18 protein-coding genes and 1 pseudogene are annotated in these 19,169 nt (G+C 64.7%); 12 read left to right on the top strand and 7 right to left on the bottom strand.

Annotation, left to right across the window (positions count from 1 at the left end):
* Positions 1 to 261 precede the first annotated feature (261 nt).
* Positions 262 to 648: pseudogene (locus A7A77_RS10675) on the top strand (magnesium chelatase subunit ChlI family protein); the annotation flags it as partial.
* Between the two features lie 17 nt (positions 649 to 665).
* Here A7A77_RS10675 and A7A77_RS10670 read toward each other — a convergent pair.
* A complete protein-coding gene (locus A7A77_RS10670; protein ID WP_066557490.1) occupies positions 666 to 2,168 on the bottom strand; it encodes a sensor histidine kinase in 1,503 nt (500 codons plus the stop codon).
* Between the two features lie 102 nt (positions 2,169 to 2,270).
* On the opposite strand from A7A77_RS10670, the gene A7A77_RS10665 reads away from it, so the two are divergent.
* The 5 genes from A7A77_RS10665 to A7A77_RS10645 all read left to right on the top strand — a co-directional run bounded on the left by A7A77_RS10665 (position 2,271) and on the right by A7A77_RS10645 (position 7,290).
* Positions 2,271 to 2,957, top strand: coding sequence for a hypothetical protein (locus A7A77_RS10665; protein ID WP_066557487.1), 687 nt, complete (start codon positions 2,271 to 2,273; stop codon positions 2,955 to 2,957).
* A 72-nt stretch (positions 2,958 to 3,029) separates the two neighbouring features.
* Positions 3,030 to 4,019, top strand: coding sequence for an SPFH domain-containing protein (locus A7A77_RS10660; protein ID WP_066557485.1), 990 nt, complete (start codon positions 3,030 to 3,032; stop codon positions 4,017 to 4,019).
* Between the two features lie 16 nt (positions 4,020 to 4,035).
* Positions 4,036 to 4,524, top strand: a complete 489-nt coding sequence (locus tag A7A77_RS10655) for an NfeD family protein (protein WP_066557477.1) — start codon at positions 4,036 to 4,038, stop codon at positions 4,522 to 4,524.
* 2 nt (positions 4,525 to 4,526) lie between these two features.
* A complete protein-coding gene (msrB, locus tag A7A77_RS10650) occupies positions 4,527 to 4,934 on the top strand; it encodes a peptide-methionine (R)-S-oxide reductase MsrB (protein WP_066557475.1) in 408 nt (135 codons plus the stop codon).
* Positions 4,935 to 5,043: 109 nt separating this feature from the next.
* The gene (locus A7A77_RS10645; RefSeq protein WP_066557472.1) at positions 5,044 to 7,290 is read left to right on the top strand and encodes a transglycosylase domain-containing protein; all 2,247 of its coding nucleotides are present in this window, start codon (positions 5,044 to 5,046) and stop codon (positions 7,288 to 7,290) included.
* A gap of 76 nt (positions 7,291 to 7,366) precedes the next feature.
* Here the strand turns inward: A7A77_RS10645 and A7A77_RS10640 are convergent, their stop codons facing one another.
* From A7A77_RS10640 to hflK, 3 genes are all read right to left on the bottom strand, one after another.
* Positions 7,367 to 8,896, bottom strand: a complete 1,530-nt coding sequence (locus tag A7A77_RS10640; RefSeq protein ID WP_245638449.1) for a Do family serine endopeptidase — start codon at positions 8,894 to 8,896, stop codon at positions 7,367 to 7,369.
* Between the two features lie 147 nt (positions 8,897 to 9,043).
* Entirely contained in the window at positions 9,044 to 9,895 is an 852-nt protein-coding gene (hflC, locus tag A7A77_RS10635; RefSeq protein WP_066557470.1) for a protease modulator HflC, read from the bottom strand.
* Positions 9,895 to 11,013, bottom strand: coding sequence for a protease modulator HflK (gene hflK / locus A7A77_RS10630; protein ID WP_066557667.1), 1,119 nt, complete (start codon positions 11,011 to 11,013; stop codon positions 9,895 to 9,897). Before hflK ends, hflC begins: the two co-directional genes overlap by 1 nt.
* 184 nt (positions 11,014 to 11,197) lie before the next feature.
* Between hflK and A7A77_RS10625 the strand changes: the two genes are divergently transcribed.
* From A7A77_RS10625 to hemH, 3 genes are read left to right on the top strand one after another with little or no spacing between them, the layout of a single operon-like run.
* A complete protein-coding gene (locus tag A7A77_RS10625; protein WP_082836070.1) occupies positions 11,198 to 12,250 on the top strand; it encodes an Mrp/NBP35 family ATP-binding protein in 1,053 nt (350 codons plus the stop codon).
* Complete coding sequence (locus A7A77_RS10620) at positions 12,208 to 14,661, top strand: molybdopterin cofactor-binding domain-containing protein (RefSeq protein WP_066557465.1); 2,454 nt, start codon at positions 12,208 to 12,210, stop codon at positions 14,659 to 14,661. Before A7A77_RS10625 ends, A7A77_RS10620 begins: the two co-directional genes overlap by 43 nt.
* Positions 14,661 to 15,698: a ferrochelatase gene (gene hemH / locus A7A77_RS10615; protein ID WP_245638448.1), complete on the top strand. Its 1,038-nt coding sequence runs from the start codon at positions 14,661 to 14,663 to the stop codon at positions 15,696 to 15,698. Before A7A77_RS10620 ends, hemH begins: the two co-directional genes overlap by 1 nt.
* Before the next feature lie 56 nt (positions 15,699 to 15,754).
* Here the strand turns inward: hemH and A7A77_RS10610 are convergent, their stop codons facing one another.
* Positions 15,755 to 16,363, bottom strand: coding sequence for an HNH endonuclease (locus tag A7A77_RS10610; RefSeq protein ID WP_066557461.1), 609 nt, complete (start codon positions 16,361 to 16,363; stop codon positions 15,755 to 15,757).
* Positions 16,364 to 16,610: 247 nt separating this feature from the next.
* Between A7A77_RS10610 and gluQRS the strand changes: the two genes are divergently transcribed.
* From gluQRS to A7A77_RS10595, 3 genes are read left to right on the top strand one after another with little or no spacing between them, the layout of a single operon-like run.
* Complete coding sequence (gene gluQRS / locus A7A77_RS10605; protein WP_066557454.1) at positions 16,611 to 17,468, top strand: tRNA glutamyl-Q(34) synthetase GluQRS; 858 nt, start codon at positions 16,611 to 16,613, stop codon at positions 17,466 to 17,468.
* A gap of 9 nt (positions 17,469 to 17,477) precedes the next feature.
* The gene (locus tag A7A77_RS10600; protein ID WP_066557450.1) at positions 17,478 to 17,705 is read left to right on the top strand and encodes a hypothetical protein; all 228 of its coding nucleotides are present in this window, start codon (positions 17,478 to 17,480) and stop codon (positions 17,703 to 17,705) included.
* 7 nt (positions 17,706 to 17,712) lie between these two features.
* Complete coding sequence (locus A7A77_RS10595; RefSeq protein WP_066557446.1) at positions 17,713 to 18,282, top strand: cob(I)yrinic acid a,c-diamide adenosyltransferase; 570 nt, start codon at positions 17,713 to 17,715, stop codon at positions 18,280 to 18,282.
* Here the strand turns inward: A7A77_RS10595 and A7A77_RS10590 are convergent.
* On the bottom strand, positions 18,279 to 18,596 hold the full coding sequence (locus A7A77_RS10590; protein WP_066557443.1) for a PepSY domain-containing protein: 318 nt from the start codon (positions 18,594 to 18,596) through the stop codon (positions 18,279 to 18,281). The genes A7A77_RS10595 and A7A77_RS10590 overlap by 4 nt on opposite strands.
* Complete coding sequence (locus A7A77_RS10585; protein ID WP_066557653.1) at positions 18,593 to 19,162, bottom strand: ferric reductase-like transmembrane domain-containing protein; 570 nt, start codon at positions 19,160 to 19,162, stop codon at positions 18,593 to 18,595. Before A7A77_RS10585 ends, A7A77_RS10590 begins: the two co-directional genes overlap by 4 nt.
* Positions 19,163 to 19,169: the final 7 nt, after the last annotated feature.

Raw genomic sequence — 19,169 nt, 5'->3', positions numbered from 1 at the left:
TTACATTTTCATCATATTTTTCATCGCTTAAACTTCGTTTAAGGTGAACAGCCTGATAACGGGAGCACCTGTCGGGGGGATCGAGCGAAGCCCTCCTCGGCTACGATCACCCGATAGCAGCGATCCTGAACGGCAATCGCCGCGTCAGGGAGCTTGATGAACTCGCACCTCCGCTACCACGCCCCGTCGAGTCACTTCACGCCACTCAAAACGAACCGCCCGCCATCAGTGCGAAACTGCAGATCATCGCTTGATTTCCCTCCAATACCCGACCGCATCGACCTGCATGTGGAAGTCGATCCGGTATCGGCACGCGATCTTGCCCTACCGCCCCCTGCCGAGGGGAGCGAAGCCGTCGCCGTTCGTGTCGCCCGTGCCCGCGACTTGCAGACCCGGCGGCTGGAAGGGACGCAGGCGCGAACGAATGCCGATCTCGACGGCGATCTGCTGGATACCCACGCGCAGCCGGATGAAGAGGGGCGCAAGCTGCTGATGCAGGCGGCAGATGCGATGCGCTTGTCCGCGCGCGGCTATGTGCGGATATTGCGTGTTGCGCGCACGATTGCGGATCTGGCCGGTGCGAACAACGTGGGCCGTATCCACATTGCCGAAGCGCTCAGTTACCGCCGGCAAGCGCCCCGCGCCTGACCGGGCACCGGTTGCGATCAGGCGCGGATTTGCGAGACCGGCGAGGCAATCACCGCACAGAACCCTGCGGCATCGTAGCTGAGGTCGGTCTGGCCATCGGGCGCAAGTCCGCGCTGGATGAGGCGGGTGCCAAGGCCGAGTTTTTCAGGCGGTTGCGCCGCTGGCCCGCCGGTTTCGCGCCACTCGATCATCAGCCACTCGCCATCCTCGCGCGTTTCGATCGTCGTGTCGAGTGTGACCTTGCCGCCATCGGCTGAGAGCGAGCCGTACTTCATGGCATTGGTGCCAAGTTCGTGCAGCAGCATGGAAAGGACCAGCACGGCACGCGACGACAATTCCACGTTGCGTCCGGCAATTTCGACCCTGTCGTCCACCGACAGCCGCGCCAGCACGCCATCGGCCACTTCGTGGAAAAAGGCGACCGCGCTGGTGCGGGAAAGCAGAATGTCGTGCGCGGTGGCAAGCGCGGAAACCCGCCGGTTGAATTCCTGCACCGGTTCCGGATCGGCGATGTGGCGCAGCGTGTGTCCCGCGATCGCCTGCACCAGCGCCATCGTGTTCTTCAGCCGGTGCGAGATTTCCTCGTTGATGGCGCGCTGGTCGGTCACGTCGCTGACGACGCCCGTCACGCCGGTACGATTGCCGGCATCGTCGCGGAGGTACCGTGCGCGTATATCGATCCAGCGTTCGCATCCGTCGTTGGCGCGTTCGATTTTGAATTCGCCGCGTCCGAAATCCGTGGCTCCTGTTATCACCGCGTCGATTTCGGCGGTCCCGGGTACGCGGGAATTCAGTTCCTCGATGGCGATGGCCTGACGCGGCTCGATTCCGTAAATGCGGCAGAATTCGCGGCTGACCGTTATCGTCCGGCTTGCGAAATCCGCTTCGTAGGCACCGATTTCACCTGCCTCTTCCGCCATCTGCAGCCGGTCCATCGCGCGGCGCAGGATCGTGGCTTCCTCCTGCTCTTCGCGTAGGCGCGCTTCTTTTTCGCGCAAGGCTTTGCGCAGTTCCAGTTGCGTAATGACCTGGTTGGCGAGCCCGGAAAGCGCTCTCTGCTGCTCCGGTGTCAGGCCTTCGGGGCGGGGCGCAACATCGATCACGCAAAGCATGCCGATCGCCGTTCCTATCGGCGTGACCAACGGTGCGCCGGCATAGAAGCGGATATTGGGATCGGTCAGCACGAGCGGATTGTCGCGGGTGCGCGGATCGGCTGTCAGGTCGGGGATGACCAGTAAATCGCGGCTGACAAGGCCGTGGCGGCAGACCGACTGCTCGATCGGGGTTTCGCATGCCTCGAACCCGATGCGCGCCTTGAACCACTGCCGGTCTTCCTCGACCAGGCTGACGAGGGCGACCGGTGTCTGGCACACGCTTTTGGCGATGAAGGCGATATCGTCGAAGCTGCGCTCCGCCTCGCTGTCCAGGACTTCGTATTCGGCGAGCGCTTCGAGCCGTTTGTCGTGCAGCAAGACCGGATCCCCGACGCCGCCGCGATTGTCCCTGTTTCCATAAGCCATGATGCGGTCTTGATAGCCTCATATTTACGATCGGGATATAACACATGTGTCAGTAGGTGGGCGGGTTTGACCTGCATGTGTTCACGATGCAGAAAGCTTTCAATGTTCAGTCTCTTACCGCACACCATCATTGCTGCCGCGTTGCTTGCCGGGGCAGCGCAAACGCCGCCTGCATCTGCAGATCGGGCGATTTCCGCCGCCGATCGCGCTGCCGTCAGGTGCTCTGCCGCCTTTGCCATCGTCGCCGGCGAACAGCAGCGCGGCAGGGCGGTTGACTATCCGCCACTGGGCTGGCGCGGGCGGGAATACATGGTGCAGACCGGCAGCAGCCTGATCGATGCTGGGTGGAGCGAGGCGGATGTCGCCACGGCGATGCGGGATGCGGCCACCACGTTGCAGACGCAAGCTGTGGCCGACGGCGATGCCGACGGCGTTCTGGCCGCAGTGATGGGGCCGTGTCTTGCGCTGCTCGACGCCGAAGTACCGCCGCTACAGCAGCCGAACCTGCCGCAGTGCGCCGCGATCCTGCGCCTGTCCTACGAAGAGGTGCACGGGGCGGAGGGACTGACCGACCGTGCCAAGGACCTGCTGACTTTGGCGACAGTGCTTGAGGCCCGCACCCGTCGCGAGGCAACCGAACAGGGCCGCACGCAGGCCGACGCCGATGCCGTGCTGGCGATGGAGGCCGACAGCGTCGCCAAGGTCGCCGCGCTGCTCGGCGGGGTGCAGCGTTATGACATCGGCACCTGCTTCGAACTGGCCAAACCGGAAGAAAAGACGCATTATTAACCGCGTCGCGGCAAAAGACGGCCGCAGCGGGCGCAGGGGGTGCCCGGTTTGAATGCGTAATCGGGGGTCGTGATGGATATCTTTCTGTATGCCTTGATTGTCCTGCTGGGCATTTTCCTGTTTTCCAGCGTGCGTGTCGTGCGGCAGGGCTACGTCTACACGATCGAACGCATGGGCCGTTTCGTGAAGCCGGCCAATCCGGGGCTGCACATCATCGTACCGCTGATCGACCGGGTGGGGCACAAGATCAACATGATGGAACAGCTGCTCGACATTCCGGGGCAGGAGATCATTACCAAGGACAACGCGATGGTCGGGGTCGACGCGGTCGTGTTTTTCCAGGTGCTGGACGCGGGCAAGGCGGCTTACGAGGTGTCGGGCCTGCGCGGTGCGATCCAGGCGCTTACGACCACGAACCTGCGCACGGTGATGGGGTCGATGGATCTCGACGAGACATTGTCCAAGCGCGACGACATCAACGCGCGCCTGCTTTCCGTGGTGGACCATGCGACTTCGCCGTGGGGCGTAAAAGTCACGCGTGTGGAAATCATGGACATCCGCCCGCCGCGCGACATTTCCGACGCCATGGCCCGCCAGATGAAGGCGGAGCGCGAGAAGCGCGCCCAGATCCTTGAGGCCGAAGGCAGCCGTGCATCCGAAATCCTGCGTGCCGAAGGGCAGAAGCAGGCCCGCATCCTTGAGGCCGAGGGCCGGAAGGAATCGGCCTTCCGCGATGCCGAGGCGCGCGAACGCGAAGCGCAGGCAGAAGCAGAGGCGACCCGCGTCGTTTCCGAAGCCATCGCCTCTTCGGGTACGCAGGCGCTCAACTATTTCGTCGCGCAAAAATATGTCGAGGCGGTGGAAGGTTTCGCGACTTCGCCCAATGCCAAGACCATCCTTTTCCCGGTTGAAGCGACGCAGCTTATCGGCTCGCTTGGCGGGATCGGCGAACTGGTGCGCGATGCGGTGACCCCGCCGGCGGGCGCGGCGCAGCCGGGCGGCGCGAACGTGACGGCGAAACGATCTGCCACGCCCAGCGTGCCGCGCACTTACGGCGATTGAGGGCGGGCGGCGCGCGATGGACTGGCTTTCCGATCTCGACTCATCGTGGCTCTGGCTGATTGCCGGGGTGGTTATGGCCGGGATCGAGATGATCGTGCCCGGCTACTTCCTGATCTGGCTGGCAGTGGCGGCTTTCGTCACGGGGCTTGTCGCCGCGGTTGCCGATATCTCGGTCTCGATACAGCTCGTGACGTTCATCGCCTTTGCCGCCGCATCGGTCTACGCCGCGCGCGAATGGCTGGATTATGCCGGCTCCGAAACGACGGACCCCCTTCTCAACGATCGCGGTGCGCGGCTGGTGGGAACGGGCGTTGTGGTCACGCAGGCTTTCGAGGGTGGCGAAGGCCGCGTCCGGCTGGGCGACAGCGAATGGCTGGCACGCGGTGCGGATGCGCCGGTCGGCACGCGGCTTGTCGTCATCGGCCACGAAGGGTCCATCCTGCTTGTCGGACCGGCGCCCGCTAACCATATCGCGGGCAACCAGAACACGCTGACACAGGATTGACCATGTCTGACAAGCCTACGCTGACCGATGCCGAATGGCGCGAAAAGCTTTCGCCGGAACAGTACCATATCCTGCGGGAGGCCGGGACCGAACGGGCCTTCACCGGCAAGTACGACAAGTTTTACGACGAGGGCGAATACTACTGCGCCGGATGCGGGCAGAAGCTGTTCGACAGCGATGCGAAATATAATTCGGGCTGCGGCTGGCCGGCGTTCACCGCGCCGAGCGAGGGCGACAGCGTTACCGAGTATCGCGACATGTCCCACGGCATGATCCGCACCGAAGTGCGCTGCGCCAATTGCGACGGCCATCTGGGGCACGTTTTTCCCGACGGGCCGCCTGCCGCGGGCGGGATGCGTTACTGCATCAACAGCGCTTCGCTGGATTTCGAAGCGGAAAAGGACGGGTAGGCGGATTGACCGCATCGCCATCGTTCAGCAAGCGTTACGGCTGGCTTGGCCATGTTTTGGCCATGTTTAACCCGATCCCCGTCCTCCCGGGGCTGAACGACAGGCAGCGATGACCCGGAACAGACGGTCGAACGGTAGTGGGCGAAGCGCGCGGCGGGCCGAAAGGCAGCCGGGGCGTTTTCGCTGGCTCAGGCGGATCATTCTCTTTTTCGTATTCCTTGGCCTGCTCGCCGTGGGCGGGCTGGCCATGGCCGTGTGGACGACGAAGAATTCGCTGCCCAGCTACTCCTCTCTGAAGGCGAGCGAACATGGCCAGACGATCGTCGTCCATGCCCGCGACGGGCGCGAGATCGTTTCGATCGGGCCGAGTTATGGCCGCTGGCTGAAATACGACCAGATCCCGGAATCGATGCGCAACGCGATGGTCGCGGTGGAAGACCGGCGCTTCTACGACCATTACGGCGTTGATCCGATCGGCGTGCTGCGTTCAGTGAAGGTGCGGGTGGAAACGGGCGCGTTTCGTCAGGGCGGGTCCACCATCACGCAGCAGCTGGCGCGCAATATCTTCCTCAACAACAACAAGACCTTCGACCGCAAGGTGCGCGAGGCGATCCTGGCCTTGGCGCTGGAGCGCAAGTTCACGAAGCAGCAGATCCTCGAACTCTATCTGAACAAGGTCTATTTCGGCGGCGGTGCATACGGCATCGATTCCGCTAGCCGCCTGTTCTTCTCCCACCCCGCGACAGAGCTTTCGACGGGCGAGGCGGCGATCATCGCGGGGCTGGTGAAGGCGCCTTCGCGCTATTCCCCGACGGCCGATGCCGAAGCCGCGGTCAGCCGCGCGCATACGGTGCTGGCACTGATGCAGCAGCAGGGCTTCATTTCGGCGGGAGAGGCGGCGAAGGTCGATCTGGATACGATCGAGCTGAAGCCGGAATATGGCCAGAACTCGGTGCGTTATTTCACCGACTGGGTCCTGCCGCAGCTCGACTTCATCCTGCCCGAAACGTTCGAGCCGATCGAGGTCTGGACCACGCTCGACCTTGGCATGCAGCGCGCGGCGACGACTGCTGTGCAGAACAACGTGCCCAAGGGGGCGCAGGGCGCGCTCGTCAGTCTTGACCGCGATGGCGCGATCCTCGCCATGGTGGGCGGCACGGACTATGTCGAAAGCAATTTCAACCGCGCGACCGATGCCCTGCGCCAGCCGGGTTCGGCGTGGAAGCTGTTCGTCTATCTCGCCGCGCTGGAAGCCGGGTTCACACCCGACAGCAAGGTGGTTGACGAGCCGGTGGAGATCGAGGGGTGGAGCCCGCGCAATTCCGGCGGTGGCTATGCGGGCGAGATCGACGTGCGCGCGGCCTTTGCCTATTCCAAGAACACCGTCGCCGCGCAGCTTGGCGACGAAGTCGGCTTCGGCACTGTCGCCAGCATGGCGCAGCGTTTCGGCATCACTTCGCCGATCTCTACCTATCCATCGATGGTGCTGGGCGCTTCGGAAGTGCGCGTGATCGACCTGACGCGCGCGTTTGCCGCCGTGCAGGCCAAGGGCACATCGGTAGAGCCATACGGCATCACTCGCGTCACCACGGCAAGCGGCGAACTGCTGTACGAACGGCGGGCCAAGCGCGAGCAGCTGCTGGTCGCCCCTTATGTTGCGGCGCAGATGACCGACCTGTTGCAGACCGCAGTCAGCACCGGCACCGGCCGTGCGGCACAGATCGGTCGCCCTGTCGCGGGCAAGACCGGCACCACGTCTTCCAACAAGGATGGCTGGTTCCTCGGCTTTTCCAGCGGCGTGACGACCGGCGTGTGGATGGGGCGTGACGATGCCAAGCGCGTGCCGGGCCTGCAAGGCGGCACCGCGCCCGCCCGCGCGTTCGCCGATTACATGAAGTTCGCGACCGCCAAGCGGCCTGTCGAGGAATTCGACACGGAAGTGAAATTGCCCGCATGGCAGCTTGAGCCGGATGACGAGGCATGGTTCGGCGAACCCGGCGACTACTACTTCGTCGACGAGAACGGCAACCGGATCGAGCCTTATGGCGGCGGCCCCGACGGCGAATACCTGCCGCCGCCCGATGACGGCTGGCGTCCCGGCGATCCTCCGCGCGATGGATCGGGCGTGCGGGTGGAGGATTATCGCGGCACGGTCGGCACTGATGGCCTTGTCCCGTCCTCCCCGCCCTCTGCCGTTGACGAGGATTTCCTCGACCGCGCGACGGGCCGCGAAGACCCTGCACTCCAGCGCCAGCCCCAAGGCCGTCAGCAGGGCGCGTCAGCCGATCCTGCCCGCCGTACCGGCCCTAGCGGAATGCGTGTCGTCGATATCCAGCAGTCACTGAACAACCGCTAGCGGCCAAAGCCAAAAGCAAAGGGCCGCCCCGGCAAATCCGGAGCGGCCCTTTCTTGTGTCCGTATCTCGTGCCGTGTCAGCGCATGCGCAGCGGGACGTAAAGTGCGGGCTGCCCGCGACGTTGCACGCGCAGCAGGACGGCATTGCGATCATCGTTCTTGGCGTCGCGAACGATGCTTTCCAGCTCCGCCAGCGAAGCAACGTCGCGGTAATTAGCCGAAAGCACGATATCGCCGCGCCGCAGGCCCTTGCCCGCCGCGTCCGACGATCCGTCGACAGCCGCGATCACAAGGCCCTTGGTATCGTCCGGCACGCCAAGCTGACGCGCGATATTGGCGGTCAGCGGCGTCACGGACAGGCCCAGCGTTTCGGCAACGAAGCTCTGGTCGCCATCGGTGCGCGGGTTGGCGAAGCCGTCCTGATCCTCGTCCTGCGGGGCGAAGTTCTGGGCCAGCTCGTCCTCGCTCGGCCGCGTGGCGACCGTGGCGTTGATCGTCATGCGCTTGCCTTCGCGGATCACCTCCACCGGAATGCGGGTGCCGGGCTTGGTGTTGGCGACGATGTAGGAGAGCGTCTGTTCGGGCGTCACGTCCTTGCCGGCCACCTTCACGACGACGTCGCCTGCGCGCAGGCCCGCCTTGGCCGCAGCGCCATCGGGCACGACGGACTGGACGAATTCGCCACGGTTGTGCGGGATTCCCAGCGAATTGGCGAGATCCTCGCTAACCGGCTGGATCTGGATGCCCAGATAGCCACGCTCGATCGCCTCACCCGAAATCAGCTTGCGGACGATGGGTTCGGCGGTTTCTGCCGGAATGGCAAAGCCGATACCGACACTGCCGCCCGTGGGCGAGAAGATCGCGTTGTTGATGCCGATGACATTGCCAGCCATGTCGAACATCGGACCGCCGGAGTTGCCACGGTTGATCGCCGCGTCGGTCTGCAGGTAGCGGTCGTACGCGCCGCCGCCGCCGGTTGCGCGATAGACGGCGGAAATGATCCCGCTCGTTACCGTGCCGCCAAGGCCGAAGGGGTTACCGATAGCGATGATCCAGTCACCCACGCGGGCCTGCCGGCTGTCGCCGAAGTTCACGAAGGGGAAGGGCCTGGAGCTTTTGATCTTCAGCACCGCAAGGTCGGACTGCGCGTCGGTGCCGATCAGTTCGGCATCGTATTCGGTGCCGTCTGTCGTGGTGACGGTAATCGCCTCGATCGAACCGCCGCGCCCTTGTGCTGCAACGACGTGGTTGTTCGTGACGACATAGCCGTCCGCGCTCATGATGAAGCCCGAACCCAGCGACTGCGCCTCACGCGTGGTGGGCTGTCCGCCGGGGCCGCCGAACAGGCCTTCGAACGGGGTGCCCGCAAACGGGTTGCCGCCGCCCTGTACTTGCACGCGCTGGCGGGTCGAGATGTTGACGACCGCCGGCTGCAGCTGTTCGGTCAGGTCTGCAAAGCTGGCGGGAGCGCCGCCGCGCGGAACCACGCGGGCCATGGTGGGGCCGTCGTTCTGGGCAACCTGTGCCACGAGCGGATAGCCGGTGGCCAGCGATACGGCTGCTCCGCCGAGCAGCAGGGCAGTCGTGAGCGTATAGGCGTAACGCACGTTTCGTATTCCTCTTCGTCTCAATCGGTCTTGCGCAAGCTCGCCGGTCCCGACGACGACCCTGCAGGTACCGGGCCGCATTCCAGACCTGTGCGGCTGAACGCGGATTGAATGACCCGGCGAATGTCCCTCATGCTCTCCCGACGATCAGCGGCCCGAACCCCTGAACTGGCGCAGGTATTCGTTGTCCGGCGACATGATGATCGAGCTTTCCTTCTTCGACTGGCCAGAGAAGACCGTGTCGTAGCTCTGCATCGCGCGATAGAAATCGTAGAATGCCGGGTCCTTGTTGAAGGCGTCGGCATAAGTCTTCGCCGCTTCGGCTTCGGCCTCTGCCCGGATGATCTGCGCCTGCTTTGCACCCTGCGCGCGGATCGTGTCCGATTCCTGCTTACGAGCGGTCTGCATGCGGGTGAACGCGGTTTCGAGCGGGCGTCCGGCGGGAAGGTCGGCGCGCTTGATGCGCACGTCGATGACCTGCGCGCCATATTCGCGCGCTTCCTTGTCGAGGCCGGAGCGGATCTCGTCCATCGCCGCGCCGCGTTCGGCGGTCAGCAGTGCCTGAAAACTGCGGGTGCCGAGCCGCTGGCGCAGCACCGAGTTCAGGATCGGGCGCAGCTGTTCCTCGACACGTGTCGTGGAACCGGCGGTCTGGACCATCAGCACCGGATCGATGATGCGGAAGCGGGCATAGGCATCGACTTCCAGACGGCGCTGGTCGCGGCTCAGCACTTCCTGCCGCTGCATGTCGACGGCCAGCACTTGCTTGGAAACCCATACGACCCGATCGATCACCGGCACGCGATACCAGATGCCGGCACCGGTCTGCCCGAAATCCTCGTTCGCGTGGAACTTGTTGACCACGGTGACGGGCTTGCCGTTCCGCAGAATCACGGCCTGTTCGGTTTCGGGTACAACGAAGATCGACGACAGCACGGCAACCGCGGCGACGATGCCTGCAATGATCCACGCCTTATAGCTCTGCCAGATCTGTTCCATCACTCGCCTCCTTCCGCAGTAGAGGAAGAGGAGGACGAAGACCTGCGCTTCACTTCGGGAAGGGGCAGGTAGGGCACAACGCCGGAATCGGTTTCCACGATGGTCTTGTCGGTCTGGCTCAGCACGCGTTCCATTGTCTCGTAATACATGCGCCTGCGGGTGACTTCGGGGGCAAGGCGGTATTCGGCATAGACCTTGTCGAAGGCCTCTGCCTCACCCTCTGCGCGGGCGGTTACCTGTTCGGCCCATGCGCGGGCGCGGTTGATGTCGGACTGCGCGTCCTGCTGCGCGGCAAGCACTTCGCGGAAGGCATCGACCACCGACGACGGCGGGTCGGCCTTCTTGATCTCCACACCCTGCACGGCAACGCCGGCGCGATAGGCATCGAGCAGGGCCTGCATGCGGGTGCGCACGGCCTGTTCGATCTGCGCGCGGCCCGAACCGGACAGGGCATCGTCCAGCGTGACTTCGGCGATGGAGGCACGCATTGCGGCCTCTGCCACTTCCTCCACCGTCTCGTCCGGATTGGCGAGCTGGAAGGTGTAGAGTTGCAGGTCCTTGATGTTCCAGCGCACGATATAGGACAGGTCGACGAGGTTCTGGTCGCCGGTCAGCATCAGCTTCTCGGCCTCGCCTTCAGGAATCGTGTCGGTGCGGATCGAGGTCACATCCTCGATCTCCACTTCCTGGATCGGCCAGGGCAGCGTGAACTTGAGGCCGGGGCTCATCGTGCGGGAATATTGCCCGGCGGTCGTGACAATGCCTTCTTCCTTCGGGCCGATCTGGTGGATCGATGTCAGCAACAGCCATAGCGCGACGAAGCCGACCGCGATCAGCGGTGCCCAGCTCTTGCCGCCAGGTGCCTGCGGAATACGCGGGAAATTCCCGCCACCACCGCCGGAGCCGCGGCGGGCCTGCCGGTGCCGGAAAAGATCCTCGATATTCGCGGCCTTGCGCGGGCCATCGTCCGAACCGCCCGGAAGCCAGGGATTGCGCGGCTTGTCGCCGCCTTCGGAAACCGGGGCGTCATCGCTGCCCCCGATATCACCCGAGCTGCGACCTGCATCATCCCCGTCATTGCCGCCCGGCGTCGAACCCCAGGGATTCTTTCCTGCCATGGCCAAAATGCCGTCCTTTATGGACCCACCCTTTTTCGTCATGCCCTCCTTATAGGTATCGTCGCGTGCAAAAACAGAGGGGGTTTGGCAAAAACAGGGCGTTCGCCATTGGAATCTCACTTCATTGGTGCGAGAGGCGCTTCATGCGAATACGAAACGCCCCCTGCAACGCGAAGACAATCCGATGACCGCCGACAGCACGCAAGACGAAGCCGCGATCCGCAAAGCGCTGGCTGCCGCAGTCGGGGACCGGCTGGCCAGCCTGCGCATCGGGCGCGACGCGGTGACGGTGGTGCTGGAAGTCGGCGGCCTCGATACGCTGGGGCGTGACAGGTTGGAAATCGCGCTGCGCGGTGCCTATTCCGCATTGAGCAAGGGCCTTGGCGATATGCCGCCACTGCGCGTGGCGCAGATGGCCGAACGGGCCGAAGAATCGGCGTCCGCGGCGGCCCCGGAACTGCGCCGCGGGCCGCATATCATCGCCGTCGGTTCGGGCAAGGGCGGTGTGGGTAAATCGACCGTGTCGGCGAACCTCGCGATCGCCTTGGCACGGGCCGGGCGCAAGGTCGGGCTGGTCGATGCCGATATCTATGGTCCGTCCCAGCCGCGCCTGATGGCAAGTGAGGGGGAGCGGCCGCAGGCGCGCGACAAGAAACTGATTCCCGTCGCCACGCGCTATGGCGTGCCGATGCTTTCAATGGGCCATCTGGCAGAGCCGGGTCAGGCGATTGCATGGCGCGGCCCGATGGCGGGCAATGCACTGGCGCAGCTAATCGATGCGGAGTGGGGCGACATCGACACACTGATTGTGGACCTGCCGCCCGGCACCGGCGATGTTCAGCTTACGATGATACAGCGGTTCAAGCCCGAAGGCGCGGTCATCGTCTCCACCCCGCAGGATCTTGCCCTGATGGACGCGACACGCGCCATCGGCCTGTTCGACAAGGCGGACGTGCCGGTGGTCGGCGTGGTGGAGAACATGGCGGGCTATGTCTGTCCGCATTGCGGAGAGGAAAGCGATCCTTTCGGCAGCGGCGGGGCAGAGGCTGCGGCACGGTCGATGGGTTATCCCTTCCTCGGCCGCATCCCGCTCACCATCGATATCCGTACGCGTAGCGACGCGGGCCAGCCGCCCGCTGCCGAAGACGGGCCGGTGGGGCAGCATTTCGCGGATATTGCCGGCAAGGTCGGCGCATGGCTGGACAGGGCGATGACGCCAGAGGTGGCGGGCGCGTGAAGCTTTCGCGGCGCAAGCTTCTGGTCGGGGCTGCTGCCGGTGGCGGACTGATCGCTGCCTATGCGCTGCTGCCGCGCAGCTTTCCGATCCCGCTTTCGGCGGGAGAGGGCGAAAGCGCGTTCAACGCGTGGATCAAGATCGCGCGAACCGGCATCGTCACGATCGCGGTGCCTCAATTGGAAATGGGGCAGGGCGTCACGACCCTGCTACCCCGCATCGCGGCCGAGGAGCTGGGCGCTGACTGGCGTCAGGTCGCGGTGGAGCCGGCGGCGATCAGCCCGGCCTATGCTGATCCGGTATTGGCGGCCCACTGGGGCGGATTGCGCGACACGTGGTTCCCTTCGCTCGCCGATGACCCGGATGATTTCCTTGCCGAGAATTTCGCCAACCAGACGCGCCTGATGGCAACGGCGGCGGGTACTGGTATTGCTGCCTACGAAATGCCGATACGCGAAGCTGCGGCTGGCGTGCGCGCGGTTCTTGCCATGGCGGCGGCAGAGCGTTGGGGCGTGGCGTTCGAGGAGTGCGAGGCGCAGTCCGGGTTCATCGTTCACGGCGACAAGGAACTGCGTTTCGGCGAACTGGCGGACGAGGCAGCACGGTTTTCACCGCCCAGTCCGGCACTGCTGCGCCCCGATCCGCCAAGCGACAACGCGCCCGATCTGGTTTCCGGCCCCGAAGTCTATCCGCGTCTGGACGGCCCGTCGAAGATTGACGGTTCCTATCGCTTTGCCGGCGACATCCGTTTGCCGGAAATGGTTTACGCCGCGATCGCGCACGGCCCCCTTGCCGACAGCGTGCTGGATGGGTTTGACGAGAATGCGGCGCGCAAGGTTACCGGCTATATCGCCCGCACCGAAGGGCGCGGCTGGCTTGCCGCCATCGGGTCCAGCCGCTGGGCCGCGGAAAAGGCGCTGGCCTTGATGCAGCCGTCTTTCAAGCCCGGCCGCAGCGCGCCCGAAGACGTGACAATCGCGCAAGGGCTGGACGAGGCGCTGGCAGGCGGCACTGCCGAGACGATGTTCGATCGCGGGCAGACCGAGGTCGCGCTGGAGGGGCTGGGTGCGATCTCGGCCCGCTACACGATGGCGCCTGCCCTGCACGGCACGCTGGAGACGGCGAGCGCGACGGCGCGCTACCTTGGCGGGCGGCTGGAACTGTGGATGGCGGCGCAGGCACCGGAACAGGCGCGGGAGGCTGCGGCGGCCGCGGCCGGCCTCGATATCGATGATGTGGTGCTCTATCCCGTAGGCGCGGGCGGCAGTTTCGATGCACGGCTTGACCACCGCATCGCGCGCGAAGTGGCGGCCATCGCCAAGTCCGTGGGCAGACCGGTACAGCTTGTCTACAGCCGTTTGGAAGAGCACCTGACCGCCCTGCCGCGCCCGCCCGCGATTGCCGAGATCAAGGCGATCACCGGCCCGCAGGGTACCGTTCACGCCTGGCATGCCCGCATCGCCGCCCAGCCTTGTGCGCACGAGATGTTCGGTCGCCTGTTCGAAGGTGCGAGCGCGGAACAGGCCTATGACCGCGCGAACGGGCGGCACGATCCGGCCAACCTGTTCGGCATGGCCCCGCTCTACGCAATCCCGAACCTGCGGGTGGACAGCCTGTCCGCCGATACCGGCCTTCCGTCCGGTCGCATGCGGGGCAACGCCGAAGTGCGGGCCTGTTTCTTCACCGAATCCTTCATCGACGAGATTGCGGGCCAGGCCGGAGAAGAGCCGCTCGCCTATCGCATGGCGATGCTGGGCGGAAATCCGCGCATGGCGGAATGCCTGCAGGGTGCAGCCCAGCTTGGCGAATGGGATGGCGGCAGCGAAGGAACGGCGCAGGGCATAGCCTGCTGGCAGATGCTGGACCCTGCAGGGCGCGAGGATGGCGGTGGGCGCATTGCCGTCGTCGTACGCGCGCGGCCGGGGGAGGATGGCGTGGAAGTGTCCAGCATCGCCGCGTGGTGCGACATCGGGCGGATCGTTCATTACGAGCTGGCGCTGCAGCAGATCGAGGGCGGGCTGATCTTCGGTATGAATGCCGCCCTTGGCCTTGGCGTATCCTACGACGGCGGACTGCCGCGCGAACGCACGCTGGCCGATCTGCGTCTGCCGGGCCTGAAGCGTCTGCCGGATATCAGCGTGGGATTTTCGCAGAACGATGCACCGCCGTTCGATCCGGGCGAGATCGGCGCGGTGGCGGTTGCGCCTGCGTTGGCGAACGCGCTTCACTCTGCCACCGGCAAGCGGTTTCGCGACCTGCCGATCCCGATTGCGCAAGTCACGCTGGCGCCCGCTGCGGCTGCGCCGGTTGCCGCCGATGCGGCAACTGCTGACGCGGCGGAGACGCCGATACCGGAGCCGGAACCCTCGGTCCTGCCTGACGGGACCGTCGTCGATGCGGAAAGTTACGACTGATGGAAACCTCGCCGACATCCGCGATGGCCAGACCCGCCGATCACCCCGACGCGCCGGTAGGGCGTGTTGCCGTGCTGCTGGTCAATCTCGGCACGCCCGATGCGCCCGATGCGCCATCGGTAAAACGCTACTTGCGCGAATTCCTGTCGGACAAGCGCGTGGTGGAACTGCCTGCCTTGCTGTGGCAGCCGATTTTGCGCGGGATCGTGCTGAACACCCGGCCGAAAAAGTCGGCCCATGCCTATTCGCTGGTCTGGGGCGAGGGTGGCTCGCCGCTGGCAGCGATCACAGCGCGGCAGGCAAAAGGGTTGCAGGCGCGGCTGGGCAACGGCGTTACAGTCGATTGGGCCATGCGGTACGGCAATCCGTCGATCGCGGATCGCATCACGGCGCTGAAGGAAGCCGGCCACGACCGGATCCTGTTCGCACCGCTCTACCCACAATATTCGGCAGCGACGACCGCGACCGCGGTGGATGCGCTGGGCACGGCGCTTGCCGCCATGCGCTGGCAGCCGGCGATCAGGACATTACCGCCCTATCACGATGCGCCCGCCCATATCGCCGCGCTCGCATCCGACCTGACGGCACAGATCGGCGCACTGCCTGCGGTGCCCGAAGTGCTGTTGCTCAGTTTCCACGGCATGCCGGAACGCACGCTGCACCTCGGCGATCCCTATCACTGCCATTGCCGCAAGACCGCTCGTCTGCTGGCAGAGGCGTTGGCGCCGGTCTTTCCCGCCATGCGGGTAGACACCACGTTCCAGTCACGCTTCGGCAAGGCGAAGTGGCTGGAGCCCGCGACCGACACGACGATCGAGGCGGAAGCGAAGGCGGGCACGAAATCGATGGCCGTCGCCATGCCGGGCTTTTCGGCGGATTGCCTTGAAACGCTGGAGGAAATCGCGTTGCAAGGCCGCGACACGTTCCTTGCCGCAGGCGGCGAAAGCTACACCGCGCTGACCTGCCTCAACGACGGCGAGGCAGGCATGACCATGCTGGAAACCCTGATCCGCAACGAACTGCAGGGCTGGATCTAACCCGCGACAAAGACGATTTGCAGGCCGCGATGTGGTGAATCCCCCGCCGGCCAGCACTACTCCTCGAGTTCGATGTCCCAGTAAAGCCAGTCCCGCCACGTCTCATGCAAATAGTTGGGCGGGAAACCTTTGCCACGTTCCTGCAATTGCCAGCTGGTCGGGCGGATCGGTGGCACTTGCAGGGCCATGTGCGCCTGTTTCGGCGTGCGCCCACCCTTCTTCATGTTGCACGGCGCGCAGGCGGTGACGATGTTTTCCCAACTGGTGATGCCGCCCAACCTGCGCGGGACGACATGATCGAACGTCAGGTGGTGCGGGCTGCCACAGTACTGACAGGAAAACCTGTCGCGCAGGAACAGGTTGAAGCGAGTGAAGGCCGGGAATTCCGATGGCTTCACATATTGCTTCAACGCGATCACCGACGGGATCTGCATGTCGAAGCTGGGCGAGTGGACCAGTCGTTCGTAACTGGCGACGACATCAACGCGGTCGAGGAAGATGGCCTTGATCGCGGTCTGCCACGGCCAGAGGCTGAGCGGGTAATAGGATAGCGGAGTATAGTCGGCGTTCAGGACCAACGCGGGGCAATTGTTCAGCTTTCTCGTCGGATCGTCGTCCGCACTCGAAAGCCTTGCCCTTGTTTCGATCAGGCCCTGTTGGAACATCGCGTTGCACGCCCCCCTGACAGCACTTTGCCGACGTCCACCGGCTCATGGTCAGCCCGAGGACCGCAGTTCGCGCTTTTACAGGCGAGCATGACCGGTTGATGACGCATCGCGATATGAAATCAGCATCTCGCGCGCAGAAGGGCAAGAGGGGAACACACAGGGTTTCCACAATTGCATGCACAGGGTTCTCCACCGCGCGTCCACAAGCTGTCCTCCCAAGCCGCGCGGCGCTATCGGTGGCGCGATGGAAACCGTCACCCGCTTCGCACCCAGCCCCAACGGGCCGCTGCACCTTGGCCATGCCCTGTCCGCGATCGTCGCGCACGATCTGGCGCGCGAGAGGGACGGGCGCTTTCTTGTGAGGATCGAGGATATCGATGGCGCGCGCAGTCGGGCGGAATTTGCCGAGGCGGCTTTGGCTGATCTGGCGTGGCTCGGGCTGGAACGGGATGGCGATGCGATCCGCCAGTCGGACCGCATCGCGGCACATGCCGCAGTGATCGAGGGGTTGAAGGCGCGCGGACTGGTCTATCCGTGTCGTTGCACCCGCGCCGAGATCGCGCAGGCATCGCGCGAGAGCGGGCCGGACGGGCCGGTCTATCCCGGAACCTGCCGTCATGCGCGCTTCGAGCCGGACGGCCCTGTCGCGTGGCGGCTCGACATGGCGAAGGCCGTTGCCGAAGCAGGTCCGCTGACATGGTTCGACGAACTGGCCGGCGAACAGATGGCCCGGCCCGAACTGTTCGGCGATGTCGTTCTGGCGCGCAAGGATGCGCCGGGCAGCTATCACCTCGCCGTCACACTGGACGATGCCGTCGATGGCGTAACGCTGGTGACGCGGGGCGCGGACCTTTTCGCCTCGACCCACGTACACCGGTTGTTACAGGCATTGCTTGGCCTGCCGGTTCCGCGCTGGCACCATCACGCCCTGTTGCTGGACGAGAGCGGGGAGAAGCTGGCGAAGCGGCGCGGCTCGCCTTCTCTTGCCGATCGCAGGCTGGCGGGAGAGGACGGATCGCAACTGGCCGCGAACTTGCGGGCCGGGCGGTTTCCGCAAGGGCTGGCCTTGTCGGGACTCGCAAATCGGTCCGAAAAGGCCTAACGGGGCGGCATGAAAGTCATAACAATCATTCTGCTCGTCGCGCTCATGATCATGGTCGTCGTCTCGCTCGTGCGCGGGATCGTCGCCTTTTTGCAAAGCACGAAGATGGACCTTGAGGGCGGGGACGAGCGCGTGACGGAAATGCAGCTGCGCCAGAACCGCGCGATGATCGCGCGCATCAAGTACCAGGCGGCTGCCGTGGTGGTCGCCATGCTACTGCTCGCGCTCGCTTCCTGATCGCAACGTGGTCAAACTCAACAAGATCTACACCCGCACCGGCGATGACGGGACGACGGGCCTCGTCGACGGTTCGCGCCTGCCCAAACACGCCGCCCGTATGGAAGCGATCGGCGCGGTGGACGAGGCGAATTCGGCCATCGGCCTTGCCATCTGTGCGCTGGATGCGGGCGGAGTGCATGATGCACTGACCCGCGTGCAGAACGACATGTTCGACCTTGGCGCCGACCTTGCCACTCCGGGCGAAGACTTCACGCCCGGCGAAATGACGCTGCGCATGGTTGCTGCACAGTCCGAATGGATCGAGGCGCAGATCGATAGCGCAAACGAGACGATTGCTCCGCTCACCAGTTTCGTCCTGCCGGGTGGTAGCGAGGCTTCGGCGCGGCTGCATGTCGCGCGTGCTTCTGTGCGCAGGGCAGAGCGTGCGATCACGGCGCTGGCGGGGGCGGAGCCGGTCAATCCCGCTGCGCTGACTTACGTCAACCGCCTGTCCGACCTGCTGTTCGTGCTGGCGCGCGACGCGAACGACGGTGGCAAGGGCGATGTGCTGTGGGTGCCGGGGGCGAACCGTTAACCGGTAAACCCCTTCTTGCGGTAAATTTCACTGCCGCGACGGATAACGACCAGCTTTTCCAGTGTCACCGGGTGAAAGAATGCCTCTACCACCTGACCTGATTCGGTGTGGGCATAGACTTCGTAGCAGTCGCCCGAGATCTCGGTCTTGATGATCTTCCAGCCTTCCATCCATGCGGCTTTCTTCAGCTTGGTGACGGGCTGCCACTTGTCCTTCGGCCCGGATTTGCAGGCGATGTCGCCATCGGCGAGCGCAGGGGTAGCTGCGAACAGGGCCGTCGCGGCAAGAGCGGAGGCGATTAGTTTGCGGGTCATGCGGTTCCTTTCACGGAGGACTTGCGGCGGGCGCGCGCGACGAAGCGCAAGGCCCAGGCGATAATGACGGGGGCGACGTGGACGACGGCCGGTATCCACGACCAGTCGAGCAGCACCCAATGCGCAAGCGAGAACAACAGCGCGACATAGGCGCCCTGTTGCACCCGCTTCCACTTGCGCCGGCCCAGTGCGGCCATCGCCGCATCGTTGCTGATCGAGGCGGCGGCCAGCATCAGGGCAAAGCCCAGCCAGCCGGTCCAGATCGCGGGCAGGGTGAATTCGGCGATGATCGGGGCGATTGCGCCCATATCGATGCCGTAAAAGACGAGGTGCAACGCCGCATAGCCAAAGGCGGCGACCCCGAAATTGCGGCGCAGGGCGAGCCACCCGCGCAGGAAACGGTTTGCGCCGAAAAACTCGATCAACGGGCCGGGCAGCAGGGCAATAACCAGCAGCCGCAACGACAGTTCGCCGCTGGGGTGAAGCAGGTCCATCGCCAGTTCCCCTTGCGCAAGCGCGGAGATCATCAGTGTGGCAGGCACGGCGAGCGCAAGCCAGAACGCCATGCGTGCC

The sequence above is a fragment of the Croceicoccus bisphenolivorans genome (assembly GCF_001634625.1).
GTDB lineage: Bacteria > Pseudomonadota > Alphaproteobacteria > Sphingomonadales > Sphingomonadaceae > Croceicoccus > Croceicoccus bisphenolivorans.
The sequence above is the reverse complement of the archived record's forward strand: the minus strand, read 5'-3'. Positions and strand labels throughout refer to the sequence as shown.